This window comes from uncultured Oribacterium sp., assembly GCF_902481605.1.
In the GTDB taxonomy this organism is placed as follows: Bacteria; Bacillota; Clostridia; order Lachnospirales; family Lachnospiraceae; genus Oribacterium; species Oribacterium sinus.
Genome location: NZ_CABSXI010000013.1, coordinates 1 through 24,984, shown reverse-complemented (window position 1 = coordinate 24,984; position 24,984 = coordinate 1). Strand labels below are relative to the sequence as shown.

Annotated in this window: 19 protein-coding genes; all 19 read left to right on the top strand. The window is 44.0% G+C overall.

Annotated elements, in window-relative coordinates; translation table 11 throughout:
- Window positions 1-226 precede the first annotated feature (226 nt).
- The 19 genes from RDQ32_RS03840 to rlmD all read left to right on the top strand — a co-directional run bounded on the left by RDQ32_RS03840 (window position 227) and on the right by rlmD (window position 24,843).
- Window positions 227-655 carry a DNA-binding protein gene (locus tag RDQ32_RS03840; RefSeq protein WP_308579191.1) on the top strand — a complete coding sequence of 143 codons (429 nt, stop codon included), beginning with the start codon at window positions 227-229 and terminating at the stop codon, window positions 653-655.
- 464 nt (window positions 656-1,119) lie between these two features.
- The gene (locus RDQ32_RS03835) at window positions 1,120-1,680 is read left to right on the top strand and encodes a manganese efflux pump MntP family protein (protein ID WP_308579190.1); all 561 of its coding nucleotides are present in this window, start codon (window positions 1,120-1,122) and stop codon (window positions 1,678-1,680) included.
- A gap of 13 nt (window positions 1,681-1,693) precedes the next feature.
- Window positions 1,694-2,869, top strand: coding sequence for an A/G-specific adenine glycosylase (gene mutY, locus RDQ32_RS03830; RefSeq protein ID WP_308579189.1), 1,176 nt, complete (start codon window positions 1,694-1,696; stop codon window positions 2,867-2,869).
- A 69-nt stretch (window positions 2,870-2,938) separates the two neighbouring features.
- Entirely contained in the window at window positions 2,939-4,018 is a 1,080-nt protein-coding gene (locus RDQ32_RS03825; RefSeq protein WP_308579188.1) for a PLP-dependent aminotransferase family protein, read from the top strand.
- A 122-nt stretch (window positions 4,019-4,140) separates the two neighbouring features.
- Window positions 4,141-4,692, top strand: a complete 552-nt coding sequence (locus tag RDQ32_RS03820; RefSeq protein WP_007156953.1) for a signal peptidase II — start codon at window positions 4,141-4,143, stop codon at window positions 4,690-4,692.
- 201 nt (window positions 4,693-4,893) lie between these two features.
- Window positions 4,894-6,876 (top strand): sodium-translocating pyrophosphatase, encoded by a 1,983-nt coding sequence (locus RDQ32_RS03815; RefSeq protein ID WP_007156951.1) that lies wholly within the window; start codon window positions 4,894-4,896, stop codon window positions 6,874-6,876.
- Window positions 6,877-7,234: 358 nt separating this feature from the next.
- Window positions 7,235-8,437 carry a dicarboxylate/amino acid:cation symporter gene (locus RDQ32_RS03810; protein WP_243155818.1) on the top strand — a complete coding sequence of 401 codons (1,203 nt, stop codon included), beginning with the start codon at window positions 7,235-7,237 and terminating at the stop codon, window positions 8,435-8,437.
- Between the two features lie 238 nt (window positions 8,438-8,675).
- Complete coding sequence (locus RDQ32_RS03805) at window positions 8,676-11,729, top strand: leucine-rich repeat protein (protein ID WP_308579187.1); 3,054 nt, start codon at window positions 8,676-8,678, stop codon at window positions 11,727-11,729.
- A 297-nt stretch (window positions 11,730-12,026) separates the two neighbouring features.
- Window positions 12,027-12,695 (top strand): L-serine ammonia-lyase, iron-sulfur-dependent subunit beta, encoded by a 669-nt coding sequence (gene sdaAB / locus RDQ32_RS03800; protein ID WP_308579186.1) that lies wholly within the window; start codon window positions 12,027-12,029, stop codon window positions 12,693-12,695.
- A gap of 203 nt (window positions 12,696-12,898) precedes the next feature.
- On the top strand, window positions 12,899-13,780 hold the full coding sequence (gene sdaAA, locus RDQ32_RS03795; protein WP_183682744.1) for an L-serine ammonia-lyase, iron-sulfur-dependent, subunit alpha: 882 nt from the start codon (window positions 12,899-12,901) through the stop codon (window positions 13,778-13,780).
- Window positions 13,781-13,946: 166 nt separating this feature from the next.
- Window positions 13,947-15,395 carry a L,D-transpeptidase family protein gene (locus RDQ32_RS03790; RefSeq protein WP_308579185.1) on the top strand — a complete coding sequence of 483 codons (1,449 nt, stop codon included), beginning with the start codon at window positions 13,947-13,949 and terminating at the stop codon, window positions 15,393-15,395.
- A gap of 361 nt (window positions 15,396-15,756) precedes the next feature.
- On the top strand, window positions 15,757-16,437 hold the full coding sequence (locus RDQ32_RS03785; RefSeq protein ID WP_308579184.1) for a DUF6198 family protein: 681 nt from the start codon (window positions 15,757-15,759) through the stop codon (window positions 16,435-16,437).
- A 319-nt stretch (window positions 16,438-16,756) separates the two neighbouring features.
- Window positions 16,757-17,398, top strand: a complete 642-nt coding sequence (locus tag RDQ32_RS03780; protein ID WP_308579183.1) for a C40 family peptidase — start codon at window positions 16,757-16,759, stop codon at window positions 17,396-17,398.
- Window positions 17,399-17,732: 334 nt separating this feature from the next.
- Entirely contained in the window at window positions 17,733-19,292 is a 1,560-nt protein-coding gene (locus tag RDQ32_RS03775; protein ID WP_308579181.1) for a GH25 family lysozyme, read from the top strand.
- A 206-nt stretch (window positions 19,293-19,498) separates the two neighbouring features.
- On the top strand, window positions 19,499-20,863 hold the full coding sequence (locus RDQ32_RS03770; protein ID WP_308579180.1) for an N-acetylmuramoyl-L-alanine amidase family protein: 1,365 nt from the start codon (window positions 19,499-19,501) through the stop codon (window positions 20,861-20,863).
- 207 nt (window positions 20,864-21,070) lie between these two features.
- A complete protein-coding gene (locus tag RDQ32_RS03765) occupies window positions 21,071-22,303 on the top strand; it encodes an MBL fold metallo-hydrolase (RefSeq protein ID WP_308579179.1) in 1,233 nt (410 codons plus the stop codon).
- 159 nt (window positions 22,304-22,462) lie between these two features.
- Complete coding sequence (locus tag RDQ32_RS03760) at window positions 22,463-22,747, top strand: hypothetical protein (protein ID WP_040649015.1); 285 nt, start codon at window positions 22,463-22,465, stop codon at window positions 22,745-22,747.
- Window positions 22,748-23,002: 255 nt separating this feature from the next.
- Complete coding sequence (locus tag RDQ32_RS03755; RefSeq protein WP_308579178.1) at window positions 23,003-23,512, top strand: helix-turn-helix transcriptional regulator; 510 nt, start codon at window positions 23,003-23,005, stop codon at window positions 23,510-23,512.
- A 62-nt stretch (window positions 23,513-23,574) separates the two neighbouring features.
- Complete coding sequence (gene rlmD, locus RDQ32_RS03750; protein WP_308579177.1) at window positions 23,575-24,843, top strand: 23S rRNA (uracil(1939)-C(5))-methyltransferase RlmD; 1,269 nt, start codon at window positions 23,575-23,577, stop codon at window positions 24,841-24,843.
- The last annotated feature ends 141 nt before the right edge of the window (window positions 24,844-24,984 follow it).

Genomic DNA, 24,984 nt, shown 5'->3' with positions numbered 1-24,984 from the left:
AAAGAGAATCCCGGAGATTTTCCCGAAGCAGAAAAGGCGTCCGGGAATAAATCGATTATATGTGTTTTCTGAGCAATCATACGTATTTTCCTGAGTGCGATAGAAAAAAACTGTTCACAGCGTTATACTGTAAAGGAAAACTAATCACAGTGTTATACTGTAAAAGAAAACTGTTCACGGCGTTACGCTAAAAAACTTGAGTTTGAGAGAAGGGAAAGGAGATTCTATGGAGTTTCGGAAAATCGGAGAGGATTATGTGGTACGTTTAGACAGGGGAGAGGAAGTGATGGAATGTCTTACAAACCTTTGTGAGAAGGAGGGCATTGCCTTGGCCAGCATTTCCGGAATCGGTGCTTCCGATTGCATGGAAGTGGGGCTTTATAATGTTTCCGAGAAGAAATACTATCCCAAGGAGTTTACCGGGGAAATGGAAGTTACCTCTTTGCTTGGTTCTGTAACGGAAAAGGACGGAAAGCCCTATTTGCACATCCATGCCAATGCCTGTGATGAAGAGCTTAGAGGCATTGGAGGACATTTGAAAAAATGCAGAATCTCCGGAACGGGAGAAATCTTCCTTCATACCCTGCCTGGCAAGGTGGGAAGACAGGAAGATTTAAAGGGACAGACCGGACTGAATGTTTTTGCCTTCGAATAAATCTTTAAAGCTTTGAATATTGTTATCTGTATATAGCTTTCGGGAAGCATAGTGGTTTCCAAAGCTTTTCCGTTACCAGGCTTCTGTATGAGAAGAAAAACAGCTGAAAGTATTGTTAGAATTGACTAACCCTGTGCTTTTATGGGAAACTCCATAAGAGCAGTGAGGGAGTAGCATACGCGAAAGCGCAACAAGTCAACATACTGGCGGGAAGCCTGGCTTGTTTTAAAATGCGAGACTCATGTATAACGCAAGCTATACATGGAGTCTGTCATAGGATTTTTAAGGTATAGCGAGCAATCGTTATACCTTTTTGTTTTTTATCGAGTACCTGTATCGCGGGGAATCTCAATTTTCCTACGTGTTAGCGCTGAAGTGCGGGAGTTTTCGTTGTGTAGGAGCAGTGTAGAAGAATCTCATAAACCGGATTCGACTTAAGTTGAGATGCAGGAGTCAGGAGTGTTATGAAGTTTATCATCAACAGTATTTTATTGGGAGCAGGTCTTGCCATGGATGCGGTAACGGTTTCCATGGCCAACGGTCTTGCGGAAAAAAGAATGCAGGAAAAGAAGAGGTGGTCTATTGCAGGAGTATATGGCTTCTTCCAGTTTTTGATGCCACTTTTGGGCTGGATTATGGTACATTGTTTGTTGCAGTATTTTCAGAAGCTGGAAACTTTGATTCCCTGGATTTCTTTAGGACTTCTACTCTATATCGGTGGGAAAATGCTGCTTGCAGGCATTCAGAAAAAGGAGGAAGAGGCGGAATCCATTCTGACAAAGAAGGATTTACTGCTACAGGGAATCGCCACCTCTATCGATGCTCTTTCTGTTGGCTTTACTATCGCAAGCTATACTCTGACGAAGGCACTGTTGGCTTCTCTGATTATCGGAGGGGAAACCCTGCTTCTTTGTTACCTTGCCATCGGCATAGGGAAAAAATGCGGAACGATTCTTTCCAATAAGGCGGAAATCCTAGGTGGCGTTATATTGATTTTGATTGGATTGGAAATATTTTTCTTTTAAAGAGGTTTAATAAATGGAAGAAGCGAAGATGAAAGAGAAAAGACAGTTTAGCGGAGGGGAGGATCCCTTTGCGAAAGCGCTTCTTTCCTGGTATAACGAAAATAGGAGGATTCTTCCTTGGCGAGAAGATCCGGGACCTTATCACACCTGGCTGTCCGAAATTATGTTGCAGCAGACCAGAGTGGAGGCGGTGAAGGGCTATTATTCCCGCTTTTTATCGGCACTTCCGGAAATTGCGGATCTTGCAAATGCGGAGGAGGAGAAGGTTTTAAAGCTCTGGGAGGGACTGGGCTATTATTCCCGGGCAAGAAATCTGCAAAAGGCGGCGAAGACAATTATGACGGAATACGCCGGAGAAATGCCGAAAACTTTTCAGGAATTAAAGAAGCTTCCCGGCATCGGAGAGTATACCGCCGCAGCCATTGCCTCCATTGTTTATAAGGAAGAAATTCCGACACTGGATGGAAATCTGCTTCGGATTTTTGCTCGTTTAACAAGCTATCCCAAGGTGGTATTGGAGCCGGAGGGAAAGAAGCTTGCTTTTTCGTATTTTCAGGAGAAAATGCAGGGCATTGACCCGGGGGATTTTAACCAGGCTTTAATGGATCTTGGCTCCGGAGTCTGCCTTCCCAAGGGGGAGATTGGCTGTAAGACCTGTCCTTTGAAAGCGTTTTGCAGCAGTGCCAAGGCGGGGAATCCTATGGACTACCCCAAGCTTCCGGAGAAAAAGAAAAGAAAAGTGGAGCAGTACAGCATTTTCCTGATACGACATCGGGAGGAGCTTATGCTGAAGAAACGGGAAAATAAAGGCCTTTTGGCAGGGCTTTACGAGTTTTATAAGCTGGAAGGGCATTGTTCGGAAAAGGAAGCCTTGGAAGCGGTGGAAAACTTAGGCTTACGTTCCTTGCGAATCAAAGCTTTAGGTGAGGCAAAACACATTTTCACCCACAAGGAGTGGGAAATGATAGGCTATGAGGTTTATTGCGGAGACTTTCAGGAGGAAGGACGGCAAGAGGAAAGACAGAAAGAAGAAAAGGCCGTCATTTTAAGAGAACGTTTTCTCCCGGAGGAGAGCGGTAAAGCTAAGAAGACTTGGGAAAAGCAGGGCTATCGTTTCTATAGTAAGGAAGAAATCCACGGAGAACTCAGTATTCCCTCTGCATTTGCCTACTATAAGCAGTTTTTATAAATTTGGCAGAGTAAAATTCAGCTACGAAAAAGTGATTTAGGAGCTTACAGCCAAAGAAAGGAGGGAAGGGTGAAAAAGTACATGGAGCTTTACCGGGAAATGCGGCAGGATATTGTGGAAGGCCGCTACGGCTTCTCGGAACGCCTTCCCTCCAAGCGCTATCTTTCCGAGGAACGGGGCATTTCCCTGATTACAGTGGAACATGCGCTGGCACTTTTGGAGGAGGAAGGGTATATTGAGGGGAAGGAACGAAGCGGTTACTTTGTTTCCTACCAGGAGGGAGATGTTTTTCCTGTTACCGATAAGGAAGAGAAAGCCGGTTTTATCGATTTTTTCAAGAGGAAAACTGCTGTTTCCCGGGAGCAAATGTCCTATCCCACCATTGCCAAAGCGGTGCGGAGAGCCATGAGCAAGTATCAGGAGGAGATTCTGGAAGCCTCCGAAATGCAGGGGAAGTTTTTTTTAAGAAGGGCACTGAAGGAATATTTGCGAAGAGGACGGGGAATCTTTGTGGAGGAAGAGCAAATGATTCTGGGCGCCGGAGCAGAGAATCTCTATGCCCTTCTGGCGCAAATCCTGGGAGAAGAAAAGCGCTTTGCCGTGGAATCTCCTTCCTATGATAAGATGCAAAGGATTTATGAGAGCCATGGTATTCAACTGGAGCTCCTTCCCATGGGAAAGAACGGTATTGAAAGTGCTGCCCTGCAAAAGGCAAAGGCCAAGGTGCTTCATGTGACTCCCTTCCACAGCTACCCTACAGGGATCACGGCGGATGCGTCCAAAAGGCGGGAATATCTGGACTTTGCCCATAGAAACGGGGCGGTTATTATTGAGGATGATTATGATTCCGAGTTTTCTCCCCTGGGAAAGCCGGAGGATTGTCTCTTTTCCATGGAAGCCGGGGAAAATGTCTTTTACATGAACAGCTTTTCCAAAACCATCGGTCCGGCCTTTCGTATGGCGTATCTATTGCTACCAAAGAAGAATTTGAAAGAAAATCTGGAGAAAATTTCCTTTTACTCCTGCTCCGTGCCGGTGCTGGAGCAGTGCATCCTTACGGAGCTTTTGGAAAGCGGAGAGTTTGAACGGCATATCAATAGGGTGAGAAGAAGCAGAAGGATAAGAAAAAAGAGTAGGGAAGAAGAATAAAGAAGCAATCAGGAATATTGCAAAATAAAAATGACGAAGGTATAAAGAATACTGCAAAGTCATAATGATGAAGGTGCAGAGAGTAAGAAGGCAAATCTTATAAAAGGATTTAGGGTGAAAAAATGGGAAAGCATGGACTTTTGTTACGGATATTGAAACAGTATCATATCGAATGGATATGGTATCTCAGTAAGGAAATGAGTTACCTCATCTTTTTTGCGGCAGGCATTTTTGCCATAGACCAGCTTTTTAAACATGCCATAGACGAAGAGCCGAAGGAAAATTTCCCCAGAGATTTACCCGGCTCCAAAGGTCTTGTGCAGATACGAAGAGCCCATAATCCGGGATTTTCCATGGGAAGACTTGAAAAGTATCCGAAGCTGGTAAAGACCTTGTCCTTGCTGGCTACCCTTTTCCTGATTTTTGCCTTGCCTTATATGAGTATTCTTCTGGGGGACGGTTTCTTTTTGCAAAAATGGGGTACCGCCATGGTCATCGGCGGGGCGTCCTCCAATACTTATGATCGACTGATTAAGGGAAAGGTGACAGACTATATCAATGTTCGTGTTCCCTTTTTGAAAAATGCCATCATTAACATAGGGGATATTGCCATTTACTTGGGAGGAATGCTCTACGGAATAGGTGTGATTATTGATTTACTGAAGAATAAGTAAGGAGAGATTTTTAGCGAAGCTTATTTATTTAAAAATATAAAATCAAATTGTACGAAAAGAAAAGCATAAATAATAGTGGAATAAATTTCTTTTTTAAAAATAATAGTAGAAAAAACCTAATCATTTTGTTAAAATGGGGAAACAGCAGGAGAAAATCCATGAGTTTTTGACAAAATTTATGGTTTCACGAGGGAGGAAGATATGAATACTATGTTTATGCTGGTGCCCGTATTGGGCGTATTGGGTCTTTTGTTCGCTTTTTTTCAGGCACAGAAGATTCAGAAGGAAGATTCCGGTAACGAGAGGATGAAGGAAATTGCCCATGCGATTGCAGAGGGTGCACAGGCCTTTCTCTTCGCGGAATACAAGATTCTTCTTTTTTTTGTTTGTAGCCTTTTCCTTTGCATCGGTTTAGGAACAAGAAGCTGGCTTAGCGGAGCGGCTTTTGTCTTCGGTGCTTTGCTTTCCACATTGGCAGGATATTTCGGAATGCGTTCCGCAACCGCAGCCAATGTTCGTACTGCAGAGGCGGCAAGACAGTCCGGAATGAAGAAGGCTTTATCCATTGCCTTTTCCGGCGGTTCCGTAATGGGAATGTCCGTGGCAGGCTTCGGTATTTTCGGTTTGGGACTTTTCTATTACTTCACGAAGGACGTAGGTGTGCTTTCCGGATTCTCCCTGGGAGCTTCCAGCATTGCCCTTTTCGCCCGTGTAGGTGGAGGAATCTATACCAAGGCAGCCGACGTTGGAGCAGACCTTGTAGGTAAGGTTGAGGCGGGAATCCCTGAGGATGACCCCAGAAATCCTGCGGTTATTGCGGACAATGTAGGAGATAACGTAGGTGACGTTGCTGGAATGGGAGCTGACCTTTTCGAGTCCTATGTAGGTGCTTTGGTTTCTGCTATGACTTTAGGCGCACTGGCTTTTCAGGATAAAGGAATTGCCTTTCCTCTGCTTCTTGCAGGATTATCCTTACTGGCTTGTATCTTAGGAAGCTTTTCCGTAGTTATGATTGGTGGAGAGGATCCCAGTAAGGTATTAAAGACTGCCAGCTACTCTGCTGCAGTGGCAGTTATTGTTTTTGCTTTTGGACTTTCCAATTATTTCTTCGGAGATTTCCATGCGGCTTTGGCTGTTACAGCAGGATTGATTGCAGGATTATGCATCGGTGCCATTACCGAGTATTACACATCCTCCAGCTATGCTCCTGTAAAGGAAATTGCGAAGCAGTCTGAAACCGGATCCGCTACCAATATCATTTCCGGTATGGCTATCGGAATGCGTTCTACCGCTATTCCTATTTTATTGATTTCCGTAGCAATTTTTGTATCCTTCAGTCTTTTGGGACTTTACGGTATTGCTTTATCCGCTGTAGGTATGCTTTCCACAACGGCAATCACCGTTGCGGTAGACGCTTACGGACCAATCGCGGACAATGCAGGCGGTATTGCGGAAATGGCAGGCCTGGAAGAGGGCGTTCGTAAGATTACCGACCAGCTGGATGCTGTAGGAAATACAACAGCGGCTATGGGTAAGGGATTTGCTATCGGTTCCGCGGCTTTAACAGCTCTTGCTTTATTTGCTTCCTATGCAGAAGCTGTACAGTTAAAGAGCATCAATGTTTTGGACAGTAGGGTATGTATCGGACTCTTTATCGGTGCTATGCTTCCCTTCCTTTTCTCTGCATTTACCATGAGCTCTGTAAGTAAGGCAGCCTTTGCCATGATTTCAGAGGTTAGAAGACAGTTTAAAGAGAAGCCGGGCATTATGGCAGGAACAGATAAGCCTGACTATAAGACCTGCGTAAGTATTTCTACCCGTGCGGCTTTAAGGGAAATGATTGTTCCCGGTGTACTGGCTGTTATTGCACCGCTGGCTATCGGATTACTTCTCGGTGCAGAGGCTCTTGGCGGACTTTTGGCAGGATCTTTGGTTTCCGGTGTTATGATGGCAATCTTCATGTCCAACTCCGGTGGAGCATGGGACAATGCTAAAAAGTACATTGAAGAAGGTCACAACGGCGGAAAAGGCTCTGAAACCCATAAGGCTGCGGTTGTAGGAGATACTGTAGGAGATCCTTTCAAGGATACCTCCGGACCTTCCATCAACATTTTGATTAAGTTGATGACCGTAATTGCATTGGTATTTGCTCCGCTCATTATGACTCTTGGCGGAATTTTATAAAAGTGCTATACTATGAGGAGTATTCTTTATAAGTTGTTTATAAAGATAGGACAAAGTGGCTAAAATACTCCGATAGTTAAAAATACTTTTGTGAAAAAGAACGAAGTATTTCTCGAGACTTTTGGGAGAAGAGAGGGATGCTTTAAAACAGAAAAGCATTGTCAGATACAATAGCCATTTATCCATTTCTGTGGATAGGTGGCTTTTGTTTTTAACGAGTATCGCCGGTAAAGCCTGCGTTATAGCGTCATTGACAGGGGATAAACAAAGTAGTCCTGTGCTTTTTTTGTAAGTATTTTGGAGAAAATGCGGATTATTCCCTTCGGAGTAGCTAGCCCCATAGAAGAGGAGGCTTCGTATGAAAATCAAAATTGGCTTAGTGCCAAGACTGATCATTGCCATCATTTTGGGTATTCTTGTTGGTCAGTTTTTCCCGTTGTGGTTCTGTAGAGGTATCGTTACTCTTTCAGGCGTGTTTAGTAGCTTTTTAAAGTTCGTTATTCCCTTGATGATTCTTGCTTATGTTACCATGGGAATTGCAGACCTGTCTCAAGGAGCAGGGAAGCTCCTCCTGATTACCGTTTGTCTGGCTTACGGCTCTACCTTGGTTGCAGGAACTGCATCCTATGTGGTATCCAGTAACCTTTTCCCCAGCTTTATGTCTCCGGACGCTTTGGATCAGATTGCAAAGACTGCGGATAATTCCGTTTCCGGATACTTTAGCATTGCTCTTCCCCCATTATTAGATACCCTTTCTGCAGTGGTATTGGCCTTTATCATGGGACTTTGCCTTTCTTCCATGAAGGGGAAGGAAATTGGAAATGACCTTTACAATACCATGAAGGATTTTTCCGGCATTATTGATAAGGTACTGCATACCGCTATTATCCCTCTGCTTCCTTTATATATCATGGGAACCTTTGTGGATATGACCTACTCCGGAAAGACCTTCGCAATTTTGAGCATTTTGTGGAAGGTATTCTTAACCGTAATCTGCATGCACTTAATCTACATCACTGTGCAGTTCTTTATTGCAGGAACCGTTGCCAAGAAGAACCCGATTACTTTAATCAAGAATCAGATTCCGGGATATACAACCGCTTTGGGAACCCAGTCCTCTGCGGCAACCATTCCTGTAAACCTGGAGTGTGCAAAGAAGGATGGAGTATCTGAGCAGATTCGTAACTTCGTGGTGCCTCTCTGTGCCAACATCCATATGTGCGGATCCATGATTACCATCACAGCCTGTGCAACTGCAGTATGTCTGATGAACAACCTTCCAATTTCCATCGGAACCGTTGTGCCTTTCATTATGACTCTGGGTATCGCGATGGTGGCAAGTCCCGGTGCTCCCGGAGGTTCCATTATGACAGCACTTCCTTTCCTCTATATGATTTTCGGTAAGGAAGCAGGAGATCCTAATGGCCCCATCTGTGCCATCATGGTGGCTTTATACATCACCCAGGACTCCTTCGGAACTGCTTGTAACGTATCCGGAGACAATGCCATCGGTGTTGTGGTCAATGAGATTAACGAAAGACTTTTTGCAAAGAAGGCATAAGAAGCATGATTTGACAGATAAAAAAGAGTGGAATGCCCGAAATTCGGGTGTTCCACTCTTTTTTCTATATAAAAATAAAACTTACACCTACTTACACTCCCTAAGGTGTAAGAAAGTGGAAATGAAAAATAAGGAGAATGTGATAAAGTAAAAATTAAGTATTTTCTGTATGTAAGGAAGACTCACTATGAAAGTTCTTCGCTTCATACCGAATAAATTTTAGGTCAAGGAGGAAAAAATGTTTAGACGAAGATGTGCAATGGCATTGTTAGTGCTCCTAACTCTTTCCTCTATCTTCCCTACAAGTGTGTTTGCCAAGGCTTTAGTAGAGCAAAATCCAACACTTGTTCAAGAGGAAGAAGAGGTTGTAAGGGCAGAGGAAAAGACTGAAGTAGAAGAATCAGATTCTACAAAGCTTTTTCAAGCTTTGGGAGAAAGGGAAGTTTCCTTTTATCAAAGTGAAATTGTAGATGGTATTGTTGTAACAGTTACTGCGGATGTGGGCGTGTTCCCTGAAGATGCAAAGCTTAGAGTAAAGAAACCTTCCAAAGCAACAGAAAAAAAGGTGGAAAGTGCTGTGGAAGAGAAACTGGAGGAGGATCAAGACCTGGCCAATAGCCTTGTTCTGGATATCAGTATTCTAAATGCGAACGGCGAAGAACTTCAGCCGGATACAAATAAAGGAGAAGTTAAGGTGCAATTTGAACAGCTTAACTTTTTTAATGAAGAAGGAAATCAGGAACTGGCGGTTTATCATTTGAATGAGTCGGATGCGGAAGTAGAAAAGCTGGAGGGACTTAAAATTGACTTGGAGAGTAAGAGTCTGGAGGTTTCTGCAAAGCATTTTTCGCTCTTTGTAATCAGTTTGATTGATCAGAAGCGGGCTAACAGTTCTTCTATAGCTTTAGACTTAGGAGGTAGTCATAATGTTAAGGAATTGTTTGATCTTCAAGATTCAAATCAATTCTTCTACTCAGTTAAGGAAATTAAATCTTTAAATGAAGATATTCTTGCTGTAGAGAAAAGAGGAGCAGAATACTTTATTAGCGGTAAAAAGGCAGGAAGTGGAAGGATAGAGATAAAGTCCATGGATGAAAGTATTCGATATCTAGATTTTATCGTACAGAATGCCATCTATTCCGGAAGAATCGGAAAAAATATAGACTATATATTGACCGGAAAAGATAATAACCTAACCCTTACCATAAGGGGATATGGGGATACAGACTTTAGAGAAACGGCTCCTTGGAAGGTATTTAGAAATCAGATTAGTACGGTTGTTTTGGAGGAGGGAATACAGCGTTTTGATATCAGTGAGGCCTTCAAGGGAATGCCGAATTTAAAGAAGGTTTCTTTACCTTCAACTTTAAACTATATTCCTCGAGAGTCATTTTATCAGTCTAATCAGCTGGGGGATGTGACGATTCCTGCCTCAGTAAAGGAAATAGAGAGCAGAGCCTTTGTGAAGACTGCAGGAAATAAGAATAAGATTAAAAATCTTTCTTCCTGTAAACTAAAAAATCAGGATGAAATTGAAGATCAAATGAGTCATTATGATTCTCGTTATACCATTGTGGAGCAAAGTCCGGAAGCAGACTCGGATAAGATTATTTCTTTTGAATTCGAGGGGCTAAAGCTATGGACTTTTCAGGGGAAAACAGCCTTTTTGGAATTATCAACCTTACTTACACGAAAAACAGGTACTTATGGCATAGAAGATGTGGATTATTATCTCTACAGAACCGATAATCCTGCTGAACAAGTGAATGAAGGTACATTTAAGACGGCAGAGGGAACATGGAATAGCAATTTATCAATGCGTGGATATAAGTCTATACTGAATTTGTCCGGTGGCAATAAAATGGTGCAAAGAGAATTGAAGTATGACCGTCGCTTTGATCTTAGTGCTTGGGAGGCAGGAAAAAGCTATAGTTGTTATGTGCTGGCAGTCATAAAGGAGGAAGGGAAGGAGAAGTACAGGAAGGTTTCTCCTGCTTTTACCGTTGCGTTAGCCAATGCAACAGAACTACCCACCCAAGAAGGGGATATTACTTGGAGTATCCGACCCAAGAATCCGGGAGAGTTTAAGCAGCCCTTTGTTCTTACTATTGGAGGACAGGGAGAAATACTGGATTGCAATGGAAAGAATGGGGACAGACCTTGGGTAAAGCTTTTAAAGGCAATGAATCAGCCTACAATATATGTAGAATTACAGGAAGGAATTACAAGAATTGGTTATGAGAGCTTTTATGCTACCAATATAATTGGCAATCTTAATTTGCCGGATTCCATAAGAAGCATTGGTGGAAATGCTTTTTTGCTAGCGATTATTGAGGGAAATATCCATTTTCCTAAGAATTTAAAACGCATAGAGTTTAGTGCTTTTGATGGAATTTATTACACCGGTGATATAAACCTGCCGGAGGGATTGGAAGAAATAGACTCCGGTGCCTTTTATGGAAGGAGCAGTGATTCAGGAAGTACCTATACTCCTGCCGGAGGGGAGGAAAAACTGATACCAAATTCCTCTATAGGAACCATAACCATTCCATCTACAGTAAGAAGAATTGGAAATACTGCCTTTTATAAGGAAGATATGGGTATTAACGGAAAGAATAAAATTATTAACCATTCTTCTGTAAAGCTTAGCGATCGTCATGCCAATCCTCTCTTTACCGACTTTGCCCTGGATAATTCCGGAGAGGAAAGTATCATAAAGCCAAAGAGTAAAAATACAGGCTCTTCTTCTAGTGGCTCTCATGGAGGCGGCGGTGGAGGATCTTCTCATAGCGGAGGCAACTCTTCCTATAGTGGCGGCTCTAAGTCCATAGTGAATCAAGACAGTAAGCCCAAGGAGGGATCCGATAAGGCTGACTGGCAGAAGGATAGTAAGGGCTGGTGGGTGAAGAATGATGACGGCTCTTACCCTAAGGATGAATGGAAGAAGATAAACAACAACTGGTACTTCTTTAATAAGGAAGGTTATATGTCCACCGGATGGGTACAGATTAAGGATGCCTGGTATTATCTGGATAATACGGATACGGAAAATGGTGGAAAGATGAATACCGGTTGGAAGTATATTGGAGAACAGTGGTACTACTTCGGTACCGAAGAAGGCGAGATGCAGGGAAAGATGAGTACCGGATGGAAGTATATCAGTGGAAAATGGTACTATCTAAACCCTGAAGTAGGTGCTAACAACGGAAAAATGCTTTTTAATACTGTGGTGGACGGCTATACGCTGGGGCCTGATGGAGCATGGGATAACCAGCCAAAGAAAGCAGGATAGATATATTTTCGGAATTTTAAAATGCAATGATGAACAGAGCTTTTCGGGATTTGGAAATATTTACAAAGAAATTATAAACAAATCATGAGAAATTGAAGAAAAAGGGGGGTGTGCTTGTTATACTCCCTTTTTTTCTACTTTTGTTTATGGTATATTTTACTAGGAAATAAAGCGATTTTTAGATATATTTTGTCGTTTGGGATAAGCGGGGGAAAAGCAGAAGTGTTGCCCCTTGTTCCCGGAGGGAAGAGAATACCGTGTTAAGTTGAAGCTATCATAAAACACAAAGGAGAGCTTATGAACGTTTTTAACATTATCGGTCCGATTATGATCGGGCCAAGCAGTTCCCATACCGCAGGAGCGGTTCGTTTGGGAAGAGTAGTAAACAAGGTGGCAGGATCGGAAGACTTTAAGGAGTTGGATATCGAGCTGTCCGGGTCCTTTGCCAGAACCTACAGAGGCCATGGTACAGACAGAGCTTTGCTTGCCGGCATTATGGGCTATCACAGCTATTCTGAGGAGATTCGTGATGCACTGCAGATTGCTAAGGATAGGGGAATAGATTATCGTTTTATTGAAAATGATATTCCCGGGGCTCATCCCAATACCGCTCGGATTCATTATGTCCTTCAGAATGGACAGGAGGGGACGGTGGAAGGCGCCAGTATCGGTGGAGGAAACATCCGGGTAGATGTGATTAACGGTTTACGGGTGGACTTTACCGGAGAAAGTAATACCATACTAGTACTGCATCGGGATAAGCCGGGCATGATTGCACTGGTAACCCAGATTATGTACGATAAATATAAGGATTTGAATATCGGCAACTTCCGTTTAAGCCGTCCGGAAAAGGGTGGAATCGCCTTAATGACCATCGAAATAGACCAGATGCCGCCGGAAGAACTGATGGACGAAATCAATAAGCTCCCTAATGTGGAGAATGCCTTACTGATTCGTGCAATTTAGTGTTCATTAGAGCTCATTTACTATAGAGCATTTACTATAGAGCATTTATTATAGAGCATTTATTATAGAGCATTTACTATAGAGCATTTATTATAGAGCATTTATTATAGAACATTGATTAGATAGAGCATTGATTAGATAAGCTGCGAGACTATTTGGTGGTACATTGGCTACCAAAGAAAGGTCTACGGCAGGAGGAAAAAATGATTAAATACGATACAATTAAAGAAATATGTGACAAGGCAGAGGCGCGGGGAATCAAGATCAGCGAACTTTGCCTGGAAGACCAGTCAGAGCAGATGGGGCTTCCTAAAGAGGAAATCTACGAAATGATGGAGAAGAATTTCGATGTGATGGTGGACTCCGTTGGAAAGGGTGGGGATAAGAATCTCCGTTCCACTTCCGGTCTTACCGGAGGAGAGGGAGCAACCATGCTGGAATACTCTCAGAAAGCTCAAGGCGGTTTGATGGGAGAGTTTATGACCAAGGCTATCGGCAGGGCGATGTGCGTGTCCAACTGTAATGCAGCTATGGGTAGAATTGTGGCAACCCCTACTGCCGGATCCTGTGGAATCTTGCCCGGATGCCTGGTTTCCATGTATCAGGACAAGGGCTATAACAAGAAAGACATTGTAATGTCTATATTTACTGCAGCGGCTTTTGGAATGGTCATTGCCAAGCAGGCCTCCATTGCCGGCGCTGAGGGAGGATGTCAGGCGGAGTGCGGTTCCGCTTCCGGTATGGCAGCAGCATCTTTGGTGGAGCTTATGGGGGGAAGTCCCAAGGCTTGCGGAGATGCTTTAGGAATGTCCTTGGTGAACCAGATGGGCCTGGTTTGTGATCCGGTGGCAGGTCTTGTGGAAATCCCCTGTGTTAAAAGAAACGTATCCGGAGTAGTGATTGCCTTTTCCTCTGCGGATATGGCTCTGGCAGGAGTAGAGTTGAAGATTCCTGTAGATGAATGTATTGCGGCGATGAAGTCGGTAGGAGACAGCATGTCCAGCGCCTTGAAGGAAACCGCCATGGGCGGCTTGGCAGCAAGCCCAACAGGAATTCGCTTAAGAAAAGAAGTCTTCGGAGAATAAGCAATAGGGGCTATAAAATTCAAACTATTTTTATCGCCCCTATTGCTTTTCTTTATGGAGATTTCTTTTTTCTTAAGACTTATTTCTTTATACTTTTTTGACTAGCCAAGGGGAGGACTAGGGCGTACAATAGTAAACACTAACATAAAGAGAGGAAATTGAGGACATGGCGATAAATGCACAGAAGAAAATGCTACCGACAGCAACAAAGCAGAAAGGAAGAAGCGGAAGAAGCTTAAAAAGCAATTATTTTCAAAAAATTGCCCTTGGGCTTCTTTTTTCCGGTATTCTGACATTTTCTCAGGCAGGGAAAGGCTTTGCGCTGGATCGCTTTCTGGCGGGAACCTATGGAAACGGTATTCCCATCGGAGGAAAGACCATAGAGGAGGCCAAGGCCTATCTGGAAGGGGCATATAGTCAGAATTATGTCCTCTATCTTATAGGAAGAGAAAAAACGGAGGAGATTTCCGGAAAGGATATCGGCTATCACTTACAGGCAGCTAGCAATCTTCCGGAAATTTTACAGAAGGAAGCGGAAAGCGGAGCCCAGGGAAGTCCGGACCAAAGAATCGATTATTCCTTGGAAGGCAGTACCGCAAGCTATGACACCGTGAAATTGAAGGAAAAGCTGGAAGCGCTTTCCATGGTAAAGGATGCCAAGGAGACCAGAACTGCCAGCGTGGTGAAGGAAAACGGAGTCTACACCATTATTCCGGAGCAGGAAGGAAATTCTCTGAATTGGGACAGACTTTGGGCAAGGGTGGAAAGAGCTCTGCAAAGAGGAGAGAATACGATTCAGCTGTCCGATGACGGAATCTATGATGCCATCACCCAGAGAAAGGCGGATTTAGAGGGCAAGGTTGATGCCATGAATAAGCTTTCCTCTGTGACGATTGTTACCAACATTTTAGGAAATAAGGAAAGCTTGACGGGAGAGCAGCTACAGGAGATGGTTACCGGCGTGAATGCTTCCGGACTAAGCTTCGATGAAGAGAAGCTTCTGGCTTATGCCCAGTCTTTGGAAAATAAGTACGGAAATCTTGGAAATACCGTGTCCTTCCATTCTGCCAGCGGAAAAGACATTGCCATGAATACCCCCTATGGCTTACACATCAACGTGGCGGCGGAAAGGGATGCGTTACGGGCTGCCATTTCTTCCCTGCAAAGTCAGGAGAGAGAACCGGTTTATGCTTATAGGCCTGCACAGTATGCCCAGCCCCAGTTTGGAAATACTTTCCTGGAGATTGATTTGGGATTGCAGCATGTGTATTACTATGAAAATGGCGCATTGACCTGGGAGAGCCCTACGGTAACCGGGATGCTTACCGAGGATCGTGCTACCCCTAGCGGTGTATTCTTCCTAAAAGGAAAGGAAACCAACAGAACCCTGAAGGGAAAGATGGTGGACGGAAAGCCGGAATATGAGGCTCCTGTGTCCTATTGGATGCCCTTTAACGGAAACATCGGTTTACATGATGCGACTTGGCGTTCCAAGTTCGGTGGAAACATTTATGTGAAGAATGGTTCCCACGGCTGTATCAATCTGCCGAAGAACAAGGCTGCGGAGCTTTTTGCCAAAATCCAGAAGGGATGCCCGGTAGTGGTTCATCCATAAGAGAAGGAAAGTAAGAAAGTAAGGAAGAGTGTAGTTATCGGAGGCTTAAGGCTTTCGTTAACTACACTTTTTTTAATTATCGGTACAGTTGTCAAAAGAACAATGTTCCTGCAAGCAATCCTGTATTGCACTTTGAGTTGTTGGGCTTAAGATCAAAAGAAAAAAATAATAAAAAGTCTGGATAAAAAAAGGAAAATTGTTTAAGATAATGTCCTTACAGGAAAACTCAGCACAGTATGAAATACAGAATATAGAAAAAATGAAAAGACCTAAGCTTTGGAAAGAAAGTACAGAACTTAGAGAGTAGACAAGGTTTTTGTAGTAGAGTAGAGCATAAAAGTAGTATAGAAAAGGGGTGGCTATGCAAACAAAGAATATTATGGTGAGAAGGTATATCGGAATGCTTTTGGGGGTGCTGGTGATTTCCATCGGCATCGCCCTGTTTAAGGAGTCTCATTTGGGAAATGACCCGATTTCCGCCTTAAATATGCGCTTGGCAGAAATCTTCGGGATTTCATTGGGACAGCAGAATATGATAGCCAATGTGCTGTTTTTCATGGTTCAGCTTGCTTTCGGACGAAAGTATATCGGTGCGGGAACCTTTGCCAACGGTATCTTGGTAGGCTATATCGTGACTTTCTTCTATGAAATATTTACAAAGCACTTCGGCTATGCGGAGGAGCACGGTTTGGTGGTACAGTTGATTTGGGTAAGCCTTGCGGTGGTGGTAACTTCCTTCGGCGTTTCTCTGTACCAGACAGCGGACCTGGGGGTTGCGCCCTATGATTACCTTTCCTTGGGCTTAAGGGACAAGACCAAGAAGCATTATTACGGATGCAGAATGTTAACAGACGGTTTGGCAGCTCTTGGCACCTTCCTTACCGGAGGATTGGTAGGAATCGGAACCTTGGTTTCCGCCCTTTTCCTGGGACCGATTATTCATTTCTTCGACGTGCATTTTTCCGAGAAGTGGATTGGCTATACCCCAAGCGGTGAAAAGGCGGAAGAAGAGCGGGATTTAGAGAATAAAAGCAAAGAATAAAGAGAGAAGAAAAGTAAAGTTTAAGGGAGATAAAAAGCAAGGAATAAAAAAAGAGAAAAGCATGGAATCAAAGAAAAGAAAAATTGTTATGAAGAAATTTACTTATGACTAAAAAAATGGAACCATTTTACCAAAGAGGCGTAAAAATGCTTCCAAAATAAGAAAATGTCAGAATTTCGTAAAAAACACGGGATGAAAATGTAAAAACACTAGGCAGTTTTGTAAGAATGCGTTAGTGAATCTTCATCTTGTGTTTTTATTTTCGCCACATTTTCTCCCTAAAATGGCAAACTGTAACACAAACCATAAAGGAGAGTTTATGCAGGACGCGAATTTTACAGTAAAGAACAATAGAACAGAAGAGGGAAATTCCGTAAACGGGAATTTAGGAAAAGCGAATCGGAAAGGAATGAGAAGAAGCGCTCTTAAATTTGGGAAAAAAGGCTTAGCCCTTGCCCTTGCTCTGATGAGTTTGAGCATGAGTACTGCTTTCACTGCTTCCGCAAGTCCAAAGGAAGAGGAGCTTTTGGTATTTTCCGAGGAGGGTGCTATCATTTCTCAGGAGGATCAGTCCACTACTTTATTTTCCGACGATGTTTTGGTGGGAGATACTGTCAGCAGAAGTCAGCAGATTGTAGATTATGCAACCCAGTATATCGGCAGACCTTATCGCTACGGCGGAGTAAGCCTTCTTCACGGATCGGACTGTTCCGGCTTCTTAATGGGAATCTTCGGACACTTCGGCATCGGCCTTCCCCATTCCTCTGCAGAGATTGGAACCATGGGAACCAATGTAGGATCTTTGGCAAATGCGATTCCCGGTGATGTTTTGGCTTATGCAGGCCATGTAGGAATCTATTTAGGAAACGGAAGAATGCTTTCCGCATTGAATTCCCGCTCCGGTGTAACCATTGAATCTGCAACCTACAAGCCTATAAAATCCATTAGAAGGTTCGTATAAAAATATTTTTCTTTAAAAAATAAGAAAATCGCTTATACTCTATATCATACCGCCGATATTACTATCACAAGGATAAAATTCCTAAGAAAATTATCCCTCAAATAGTTATCAAGTTCTCCTAGTAGAATGTGTGTGATAAAAAAGTCCACGAAAGTGGCAAATGCGGCAAAAAGCCCCGGAATGCTGAGCTTATCAGCGTCCCGGGGCTTTTTGTATCCGGATATTTTCGGAAACTCTTACTGAATTCTGAAAAACTCTTACAGTTCTATGGACGGTATTGCATTTGCCCTTGAAAAGCTGATAAGCTAACGAAGTTAAAGATGATGGAGGAAGTATGGAATTTCAGAAGAAAGGGCGAAGAGTCGCCGTCCTGACCGTCCTGTCGTTAAGCCTGCTTTTTGGACAAAGCGTAAGCTATGCCGCGGGCCCCGGGGACAGTCTGGGAAAAAATGCAGGGAACAGCACAGGAAGCAGTACGTCAAGCAGTACCAACAATTTGAGCCAGAGCAACAGCTCCTCTTCGGGGGCTTTAGATTACTCCGGCTGGTACGGTTATACCAACGCGGACGGCTCCGATTTAAAGTATCTGGAGAAGGGAACCGAGGTTTCCAAGTTCCAGAATGAAAACGGTCCCATTGATTGGGATGCGGCGAAGAAGGACGGATTGGACTTTGTCATGATTCGTATCGCCTACGGCACCAAGGAAGACGCCTATTTTGATGAGAACGTAAAGGGCGCTCAGAAGGCCGGTATTAAGGTGGGAGCCTACCTTTGCTCCACAGCGAAAAATATGGACGATGCCTTGGCAGAGGCCAAGCTTACCGTAAAGAAGATTAAGCCCTATAAGTTTGAATATCCGGTAGCCTATGACCTGGAGGTCGGCTCCATGCTTTCCGACGGCCTTACGAAGGAAGGGCTTACCGCCATGACCAACGCCTACTGTAAGAGGGTGAAGGATGCGGGATTTATTCCTATGGTCTATGCCAATAAAACCTGGCTGACCAAACACATGAATTTATCGGATTTACCCTATGATGTGTGGTTTGCGGCCTATCCCTTGGATCGGGTGTATCGTCCGGTAGAGGGAAGTACCACCACCATTTGGCAGTCCAGTGAAAAGGGTGTGGTGCGAGGCATCAAAGGACTGGTTACCACGGAATTTTCCTGGAAGGCTTACGGCGGAGGCAATCCTTCCGAGAAAAATGCCGGAAAGTCCGGCAGTGCTTCCGGGAACAGCTCCAACAATGGCGGAAATTCTTCTAATAATTCCTCCGATAACGGAAAGAACAGCAATAATTCCAATAACGGAAATTCCGGAAAGAATGGCGGTAATAAGAACGGCAACAATTCCGGCGGTGCTTCCGGAAATAACTCTTCCAATGGAGGCAACACAAGCCTGAATAAGGAAGAAAACAGTACCATCAGCACCGGCGGACCTACAGCAGAGTCTCAGACTTCCGTGGAAAACGGTTGGGTACAAAGCACTCCCGGAAAGTGGCAGTATAAGGAAAATGGAAAGGCTGTCACCGGCTGGAAAAAGGTATCGGATAAGTGGTACTTTATGAATTCCGACGGCAATATGCAGACCGGCTGGGTGAAGGATCAAAACAGCTGGTATTTCTTAGATGACCAGGGCGCAATGCGTAGCGGCTGGATCAAAGATAACGGAAACTGGTACTTCCTGAAGGACAGCGGGGCAATGGCCAAGAACTGGCAGAAGGTCTCCGGAAAATGGTATTGGCTTTCCGAGGACGGCGCAATGCGAACCGGCTGGAGAAATCTCAATAATGTATGGTATTATATGGAGGATTCCGGCGCGATGGTAGCGGATACCACGAGAAACATTAACGGCGTGGACTATCGTTTTGATGCCTCCGGTGCATGGCTTCCTTAAGATAATACAATACCCTACTATCGCCGATGAAGATAAGGGAAAGAAAGGCTTCTCTTAAGGAATAAGACGTTTCCGGAAAAAATGTGAAACTTAGAAGGAAATCATAGGCTTAAAGAAAGAACGTACAATCCGAAAGGGAATTAAGATGCTGAAAGAAAAAGCGTTAAATCCGAAAGAGAATGAAAAATAAGAAAGAGGAGAATACTATGCTAAAGAAAAAAGAAAGCATTTTCAAAACAGCAGGAAAGAAGGCTCTGCTTTTGGGGCTGGCAATGTGTGCTCTATGGAGCATTCCTGCATTTGCGGAGGATAAGCCGGTAAGCCGTGTGCAAATTGACATCAGTCCCAGTGAGGATTTGGAGCTGGAGTCCGGTAAAACCTATGCCAAGCCTGAGGCTGTGGCGATGGACAGCGGCTATGAGGTTTCCGGATTTTCCATTGACGGAAAGAATCAGGGCTCTCCCAAGAAGCCCTATACCTACACCATTTCCGTGAAGGCGGAGGGGGGAAATGTCTTTGATGACAATACCGTGGTAGAGGTTCGAGGTGCTTATGAAATGGCGGTAACCGAGAAGTCCAAGACAAGCATTAAGCTTAAGGCAAATGCCTATCCCTTCACTATTTTGAAGGAACCGACAAACTTTACCCAGGACGGAACTTTGATTCGTTGGGGAAAGGTGGATTACGCTTCCGGTTATGATGTGGTTATTTATTACACCACCAAAAACGGAGACGACAAGGTAGCGAAGAAGTCCGTAAACGGTACCAGCATTAACGTGAAGTCCTATTCCGAAAACGGAAAGGAATTTGATCATATCGCTGTAAGAGCAAAATATGACAAGAAGGACGATTTGGCTCAGTATATTGCGGATTCTCAGTATGTGGAGCCCTCCGGAGATGTGGACGGAGAGTATTCCGATGACGGCTACATTTTCAACCTGATTACCTTGAAGGCAAAGGGCATCAGCAAGGGAAGCTTCAAGGAATACAGTGCCAAGAAAAAGAAGAAGACTGCGGCAGAGAAGGCTCAGGACAATAAGAAGAGGCCTTCCAATGACTACTATGGAAATAACGAGGACGGCAGTAATGCTTCCGGCGGCCCCTCCGGTGCGGTTTTAGGCTGGAGACAGAACGGAGAAGACTGGTATTTTGAGGAAAACGGTCAGCTTTCCAAGGGCTGGAAGCAGATTAAAGACCGGTGGTATTTCTTCGATGAGGATGGAAAAATGCTTACCGGCTGGAGAAAGATTGGTGAGCAGTGGTACTATCTGGATCAAAATGCAGCAAGTGCCGGTGCGATGCTTAGCGGATGGGCATTTTTAAATAATCAGTGGTATTATTTGGAGCCGAAGGCCGAGGGACAGGGAAAGATGCTCAGCGGTTGGCAGGAAATCAACGGACAGTGGTACTATTTCCAGCCGGAGAACGGTGCAATGCTTAGCGGATGGCAGAATATCGGAGATAAGTGGTACTTCCTGAATGTGAATAAGGAAGGTGTTCCTGCAGGGGCTATGCTGAAGGATACCGTGCAGGATGGCTACACCATCAACGGGGAAGGTGTTCGGCAGTAAGCAAAGCGGTTTGGGAAACATGCTGTTTGAGACAGATAGGGAAAATTCTTGCTTTTTATGAGGAAGGATTTGTAACCTTTGGGAGAGATAATCTGTCTTTATAAAAGAGACTATTTTCGATATGTTTGCGGCCCTTATTGCAAAAGAGTATAGCTTGACTGTGGCAGCAAAGGAGAATTCAAGTTTTTGCATGGCAAAGGAGTTAAAATGAAGAAAAAAGCTTTAGCAGTGGCATTGTTATTAAGTGGAACTTTGGCTTTCCACGGACAGGCTTTTGCGGATGAGTACAGTAACGGTACCATTCAGGGAGAAGCGCTTCCCAACGTGGTTCATGGCGTAAATCAGCAGGCTTCCGGAAGCCCCAAGGCACCCTGGCAGGATGCGAGCTTAACCCAGGCGGCTCAGGCAGCAAATGCCGGTAACACGGGAAATAGCGGTAACGGAAATAACGGCACAGGAAGTAATGCTTCAGTGTCCAACAGCTCTTCCAATGCAGTTAGTTCCTCCGAGAGCAGTACCCAGGGCGCTACTACAAGCAATGCTCCTTTAAATGTGCAAAACGGTAGCACTACCCCAACTTATACCGACAGTACCATCGGTTTGGGCGGCGCCAGCATTACCATGATTAAGGGAGAGCAAAGCGGACAGCAGATTTCCATTGTAATTGAGAGCAATGACGGCAGCTTAATCGTAGTGGACGGTGGTTTAAAGACCAATGCTCCCTACCTTGCGAAATACATTAAGGACAGGGGGAGAAAGGTAGCAGCTTGGCTCCTTACCCATCCTCATGAAGACCATGTAGGTGCCCTTGCGGTAATCCTTGAGCAGCAGAAGAAGGAAGGTCATCCGGATTATTACAACATTGACCCGGGACAGATTTACTACGGCTTTGCGCCCTTGGCCTTCTATGAGCAGTATGAGCCGGCTCACCGTATCCCCATGATGAAGGAAATTATGGAAGACCTGGCCCAGTACGACAGTGCAAAGCGCCATGAAAGCTCCCCTGCAGGAACCAGCTTCACCTATGGCAATGTGGCGGTAGAGGTTTTGAACACCCCTTATTCCATTCCTATCGACTCAGGAAACAATAGCTCTGTTTGCTATATGATTACCATTAACGGAAAGAAGCTTTTGATTACCGGAGACCTTCCCTATGAAGCGGCAGGAAAGTTGATGGAAGAAAGAGGCGCCGATAAGCTTAAGGCGGATATCGTGCAGATGGCTCATCACGGACAGCATGGCGGATCCTTTGCCTTCTATAGTGCGGTACATCCCAGATACGCTTTATGGCCCAGCTCTCAGGAACTTTGGAACAAACGTAAGGATGCCTTCACTGAAGACCAGGAAAGCTATACCGTGGCTTTGACCAAATTCTGGATGAATAAGCTGGGTGTGGAGAAGAACTTCGTTATGGCGGATGGAAACTGGGTACTGAAGTAAGGTGGAAAAGCCCTGTGCCCATAAAGAAAAAATGCTGTATCCTACAGAAATAGTTTTGTATCGTTGAAGAGAAAAAGCCTCGTATCCTTAGAGAAGACTTGCTTTTTTACCCAAGAATCTTTATACTTAAGAGAAAGTTTTTGGGGAAAGGATAAAAATATGGAACAGTGGAATGTAGAAGCTTTCAGAGATAGAGCTAAGAAGTTCACAGAAGATGCAAGAGCATTAAGCAATGATTTTCAATATGCCATTGGCTTAAGAGAGAAGCAGAAAGAAGGAGAAGATATGAAGAAAAAGATTTGTACCGTACTGGCCATCATCGGTGGAATCATCGCTTTTTGCGGATTGGCTTACGGCGTATATCGTTTGCTTGCTCCGGATTATCTGGAGGATTACGAGGACTACGATGATTTAGAGGATGAAGATTATCTGGAAGAGGAATAATCTTATTGCATAGTGCTTTGAGCGAAAGAAAAAGAGGCAGTAGCCTCTTTTTTTTATACAGAGCTCGGTGGTGATTGAAGATTTTGACATTCGATTCATTTTAAGTGCAATAGTTAAAGTGTGGCCTTTTTTACGTTTAAACGTTGGAAAGACATCGTAAATGAATGACAAAAGAAACATAAGATAAACAAGTGCACCAAAAATGGTGCAAGCAATAGCGTTTTATGCTATACTAGAAAAAAATAAGGAGGTCTTATGATAGGAGAAAATATTCGAAAGCTTAGACATACACAGGGACTTACCCAACCTGAGTTTGCGGAAAGAATAGGTGTTTCTCGCAATAGCTTAAGTCGATACGAAAATGGAAGCAGTCCTATTTCAACGGATATTATTGATCGGATTTGCCAAGCGTTTCAAGTTTCTTATAGAGAAATAGTAGGAGAAGAAAAGATGATTAACCCGTTAGAAGAATACCAACTTAGCTCCAAAATAGATTTATTTAAAGAGCGGGCAGCGTCTATTCTGGCCAGACTATATCATTTTCAAGATAAACATGCCATAGCATTTGATGATGAGCAAAATCCATGGGTTTTACTGGGAGATGATTTGTCTATGATTTTACAAGATAAAATCTATACTATTCAGACTATCGAAGAGCTGGAACGATATCAGGGATATTTGGATGGCATTGAAAGAATGTTGGATTTGGCGGAACAACAGAAAGGCCGAAGAAAGATTAAAACTGTTACAGGAACGAAATGGTAATACAGGGGAAGAGTAGAGGAATTTTCCTTTAAAAAAGGGTCAAAAGAAAGAGGTCAGGAGATATGGAAAAAGAAAATTCAAATAGCAAAATAGGGGAGGCTGTGCAGCAGCAGGAAAAGCACTGGTGCCAAAATCAGGATCGTTGCGGCGGCTGCTTTTATCAGGAAATCCCCTATGAAGAGGAGGTAGCGAAAAAGGAGCAGGAGATTCGAGACTTATTTGATCCGGTGATTCAGGGAAACTATCTTTTTGAGGGCATCATTTCTTCTCCAAAGAAAGAAGCCTACCGTAATAAGATGGAGTTTTCCTTCGGCGATCAGGAAAAGGATGGTCCCCTTTGCTTGGGCTTGCACCAAAAAAGGAGCTTTTTCAACATTTTAAATACGGAAGACTGTCGCCTGCCTCACCCGGATATGGGAGAGATTTTATTGGCTACAAGACTGTATTTTCAGGAGCAGGGACTTGGCTATTATCATAAAAAGCGCCATGAGGGCTATCTTCGGCATCTCTTAATCAGACGGGCGGAGAAGACGGGAGAAATCTTACTTTCTCTAGTGCATAGCACCCAGCTGCCTGCAGAAGAGGAAGAAAAGATTTTAAGGGGCTGGAGAGATAGGCTTCTTTCCCTGGAAAAGGAAGGAAAGCTGGAAGGAAGCTATGCGGGTATTTTGCATACGAAAAATGACAGCTTGGCGGATGCAGTCATTAACGACGGAACAGAGGCGCTCTACGGAAAAGACTATTTTTATGAAGAGCTTTTAGGCCTTAACTTTAAAATCACGCCTTTTTCCTTCTTCCAAACCAATACCTTAGGGGCGGAAAAGCTCTACGCTAAGGTACAGGAGTACTCCAGCTTTTCCGAAAATGCAGAGGAAAAGCCGGTGATTTACGACCTTTACTCCGGAACCGGCACCATTACCCAGCTGATGAGTAAGGTGGCAAAGCAGGCAATCGGGGTTGAAATCGTGGAAGAGGCGGTGGAAGCCGCCAAGGAAAATGCCAAGGAAAATCAGGAGGAGAACTGTATTTTCTATGCTGGAGATGTGCTGAAGGTGCTGGAAGCAGGGCAGGGGGAGACGGAACTTCCCTATCCGGACTTTATTATTGTGGATCCTCCAAGAGACGGAATGCATAAGAAGGCCTTGGAAAAAATCATTTCCTACGGAGTGAAGCGACTGGTCTATGTGGCTTGTAAGCCAAAGAGCCTGGCAAGAGACTTGAAAGCTTTACAAAATGACGGATATAAGGTACAAAAGTTATGTGCTGTAGATATGTTTCCCAGAACCAATAATTGCGAGGTGGTGGCGTTGTTGGAGAAAGAGGAATCGTAGTTTGTATATATAGTAGTAAGGAGAGAAAAGGTGTTAAAAAGAATTTTAAATATTTCATTGGCTTATGTTGGAGTTGTTATTGGTGCCGGATTATGCAGGTGGTGAAGTAAGAAGGGGAAAATGATGCGAAGCATAGCAATG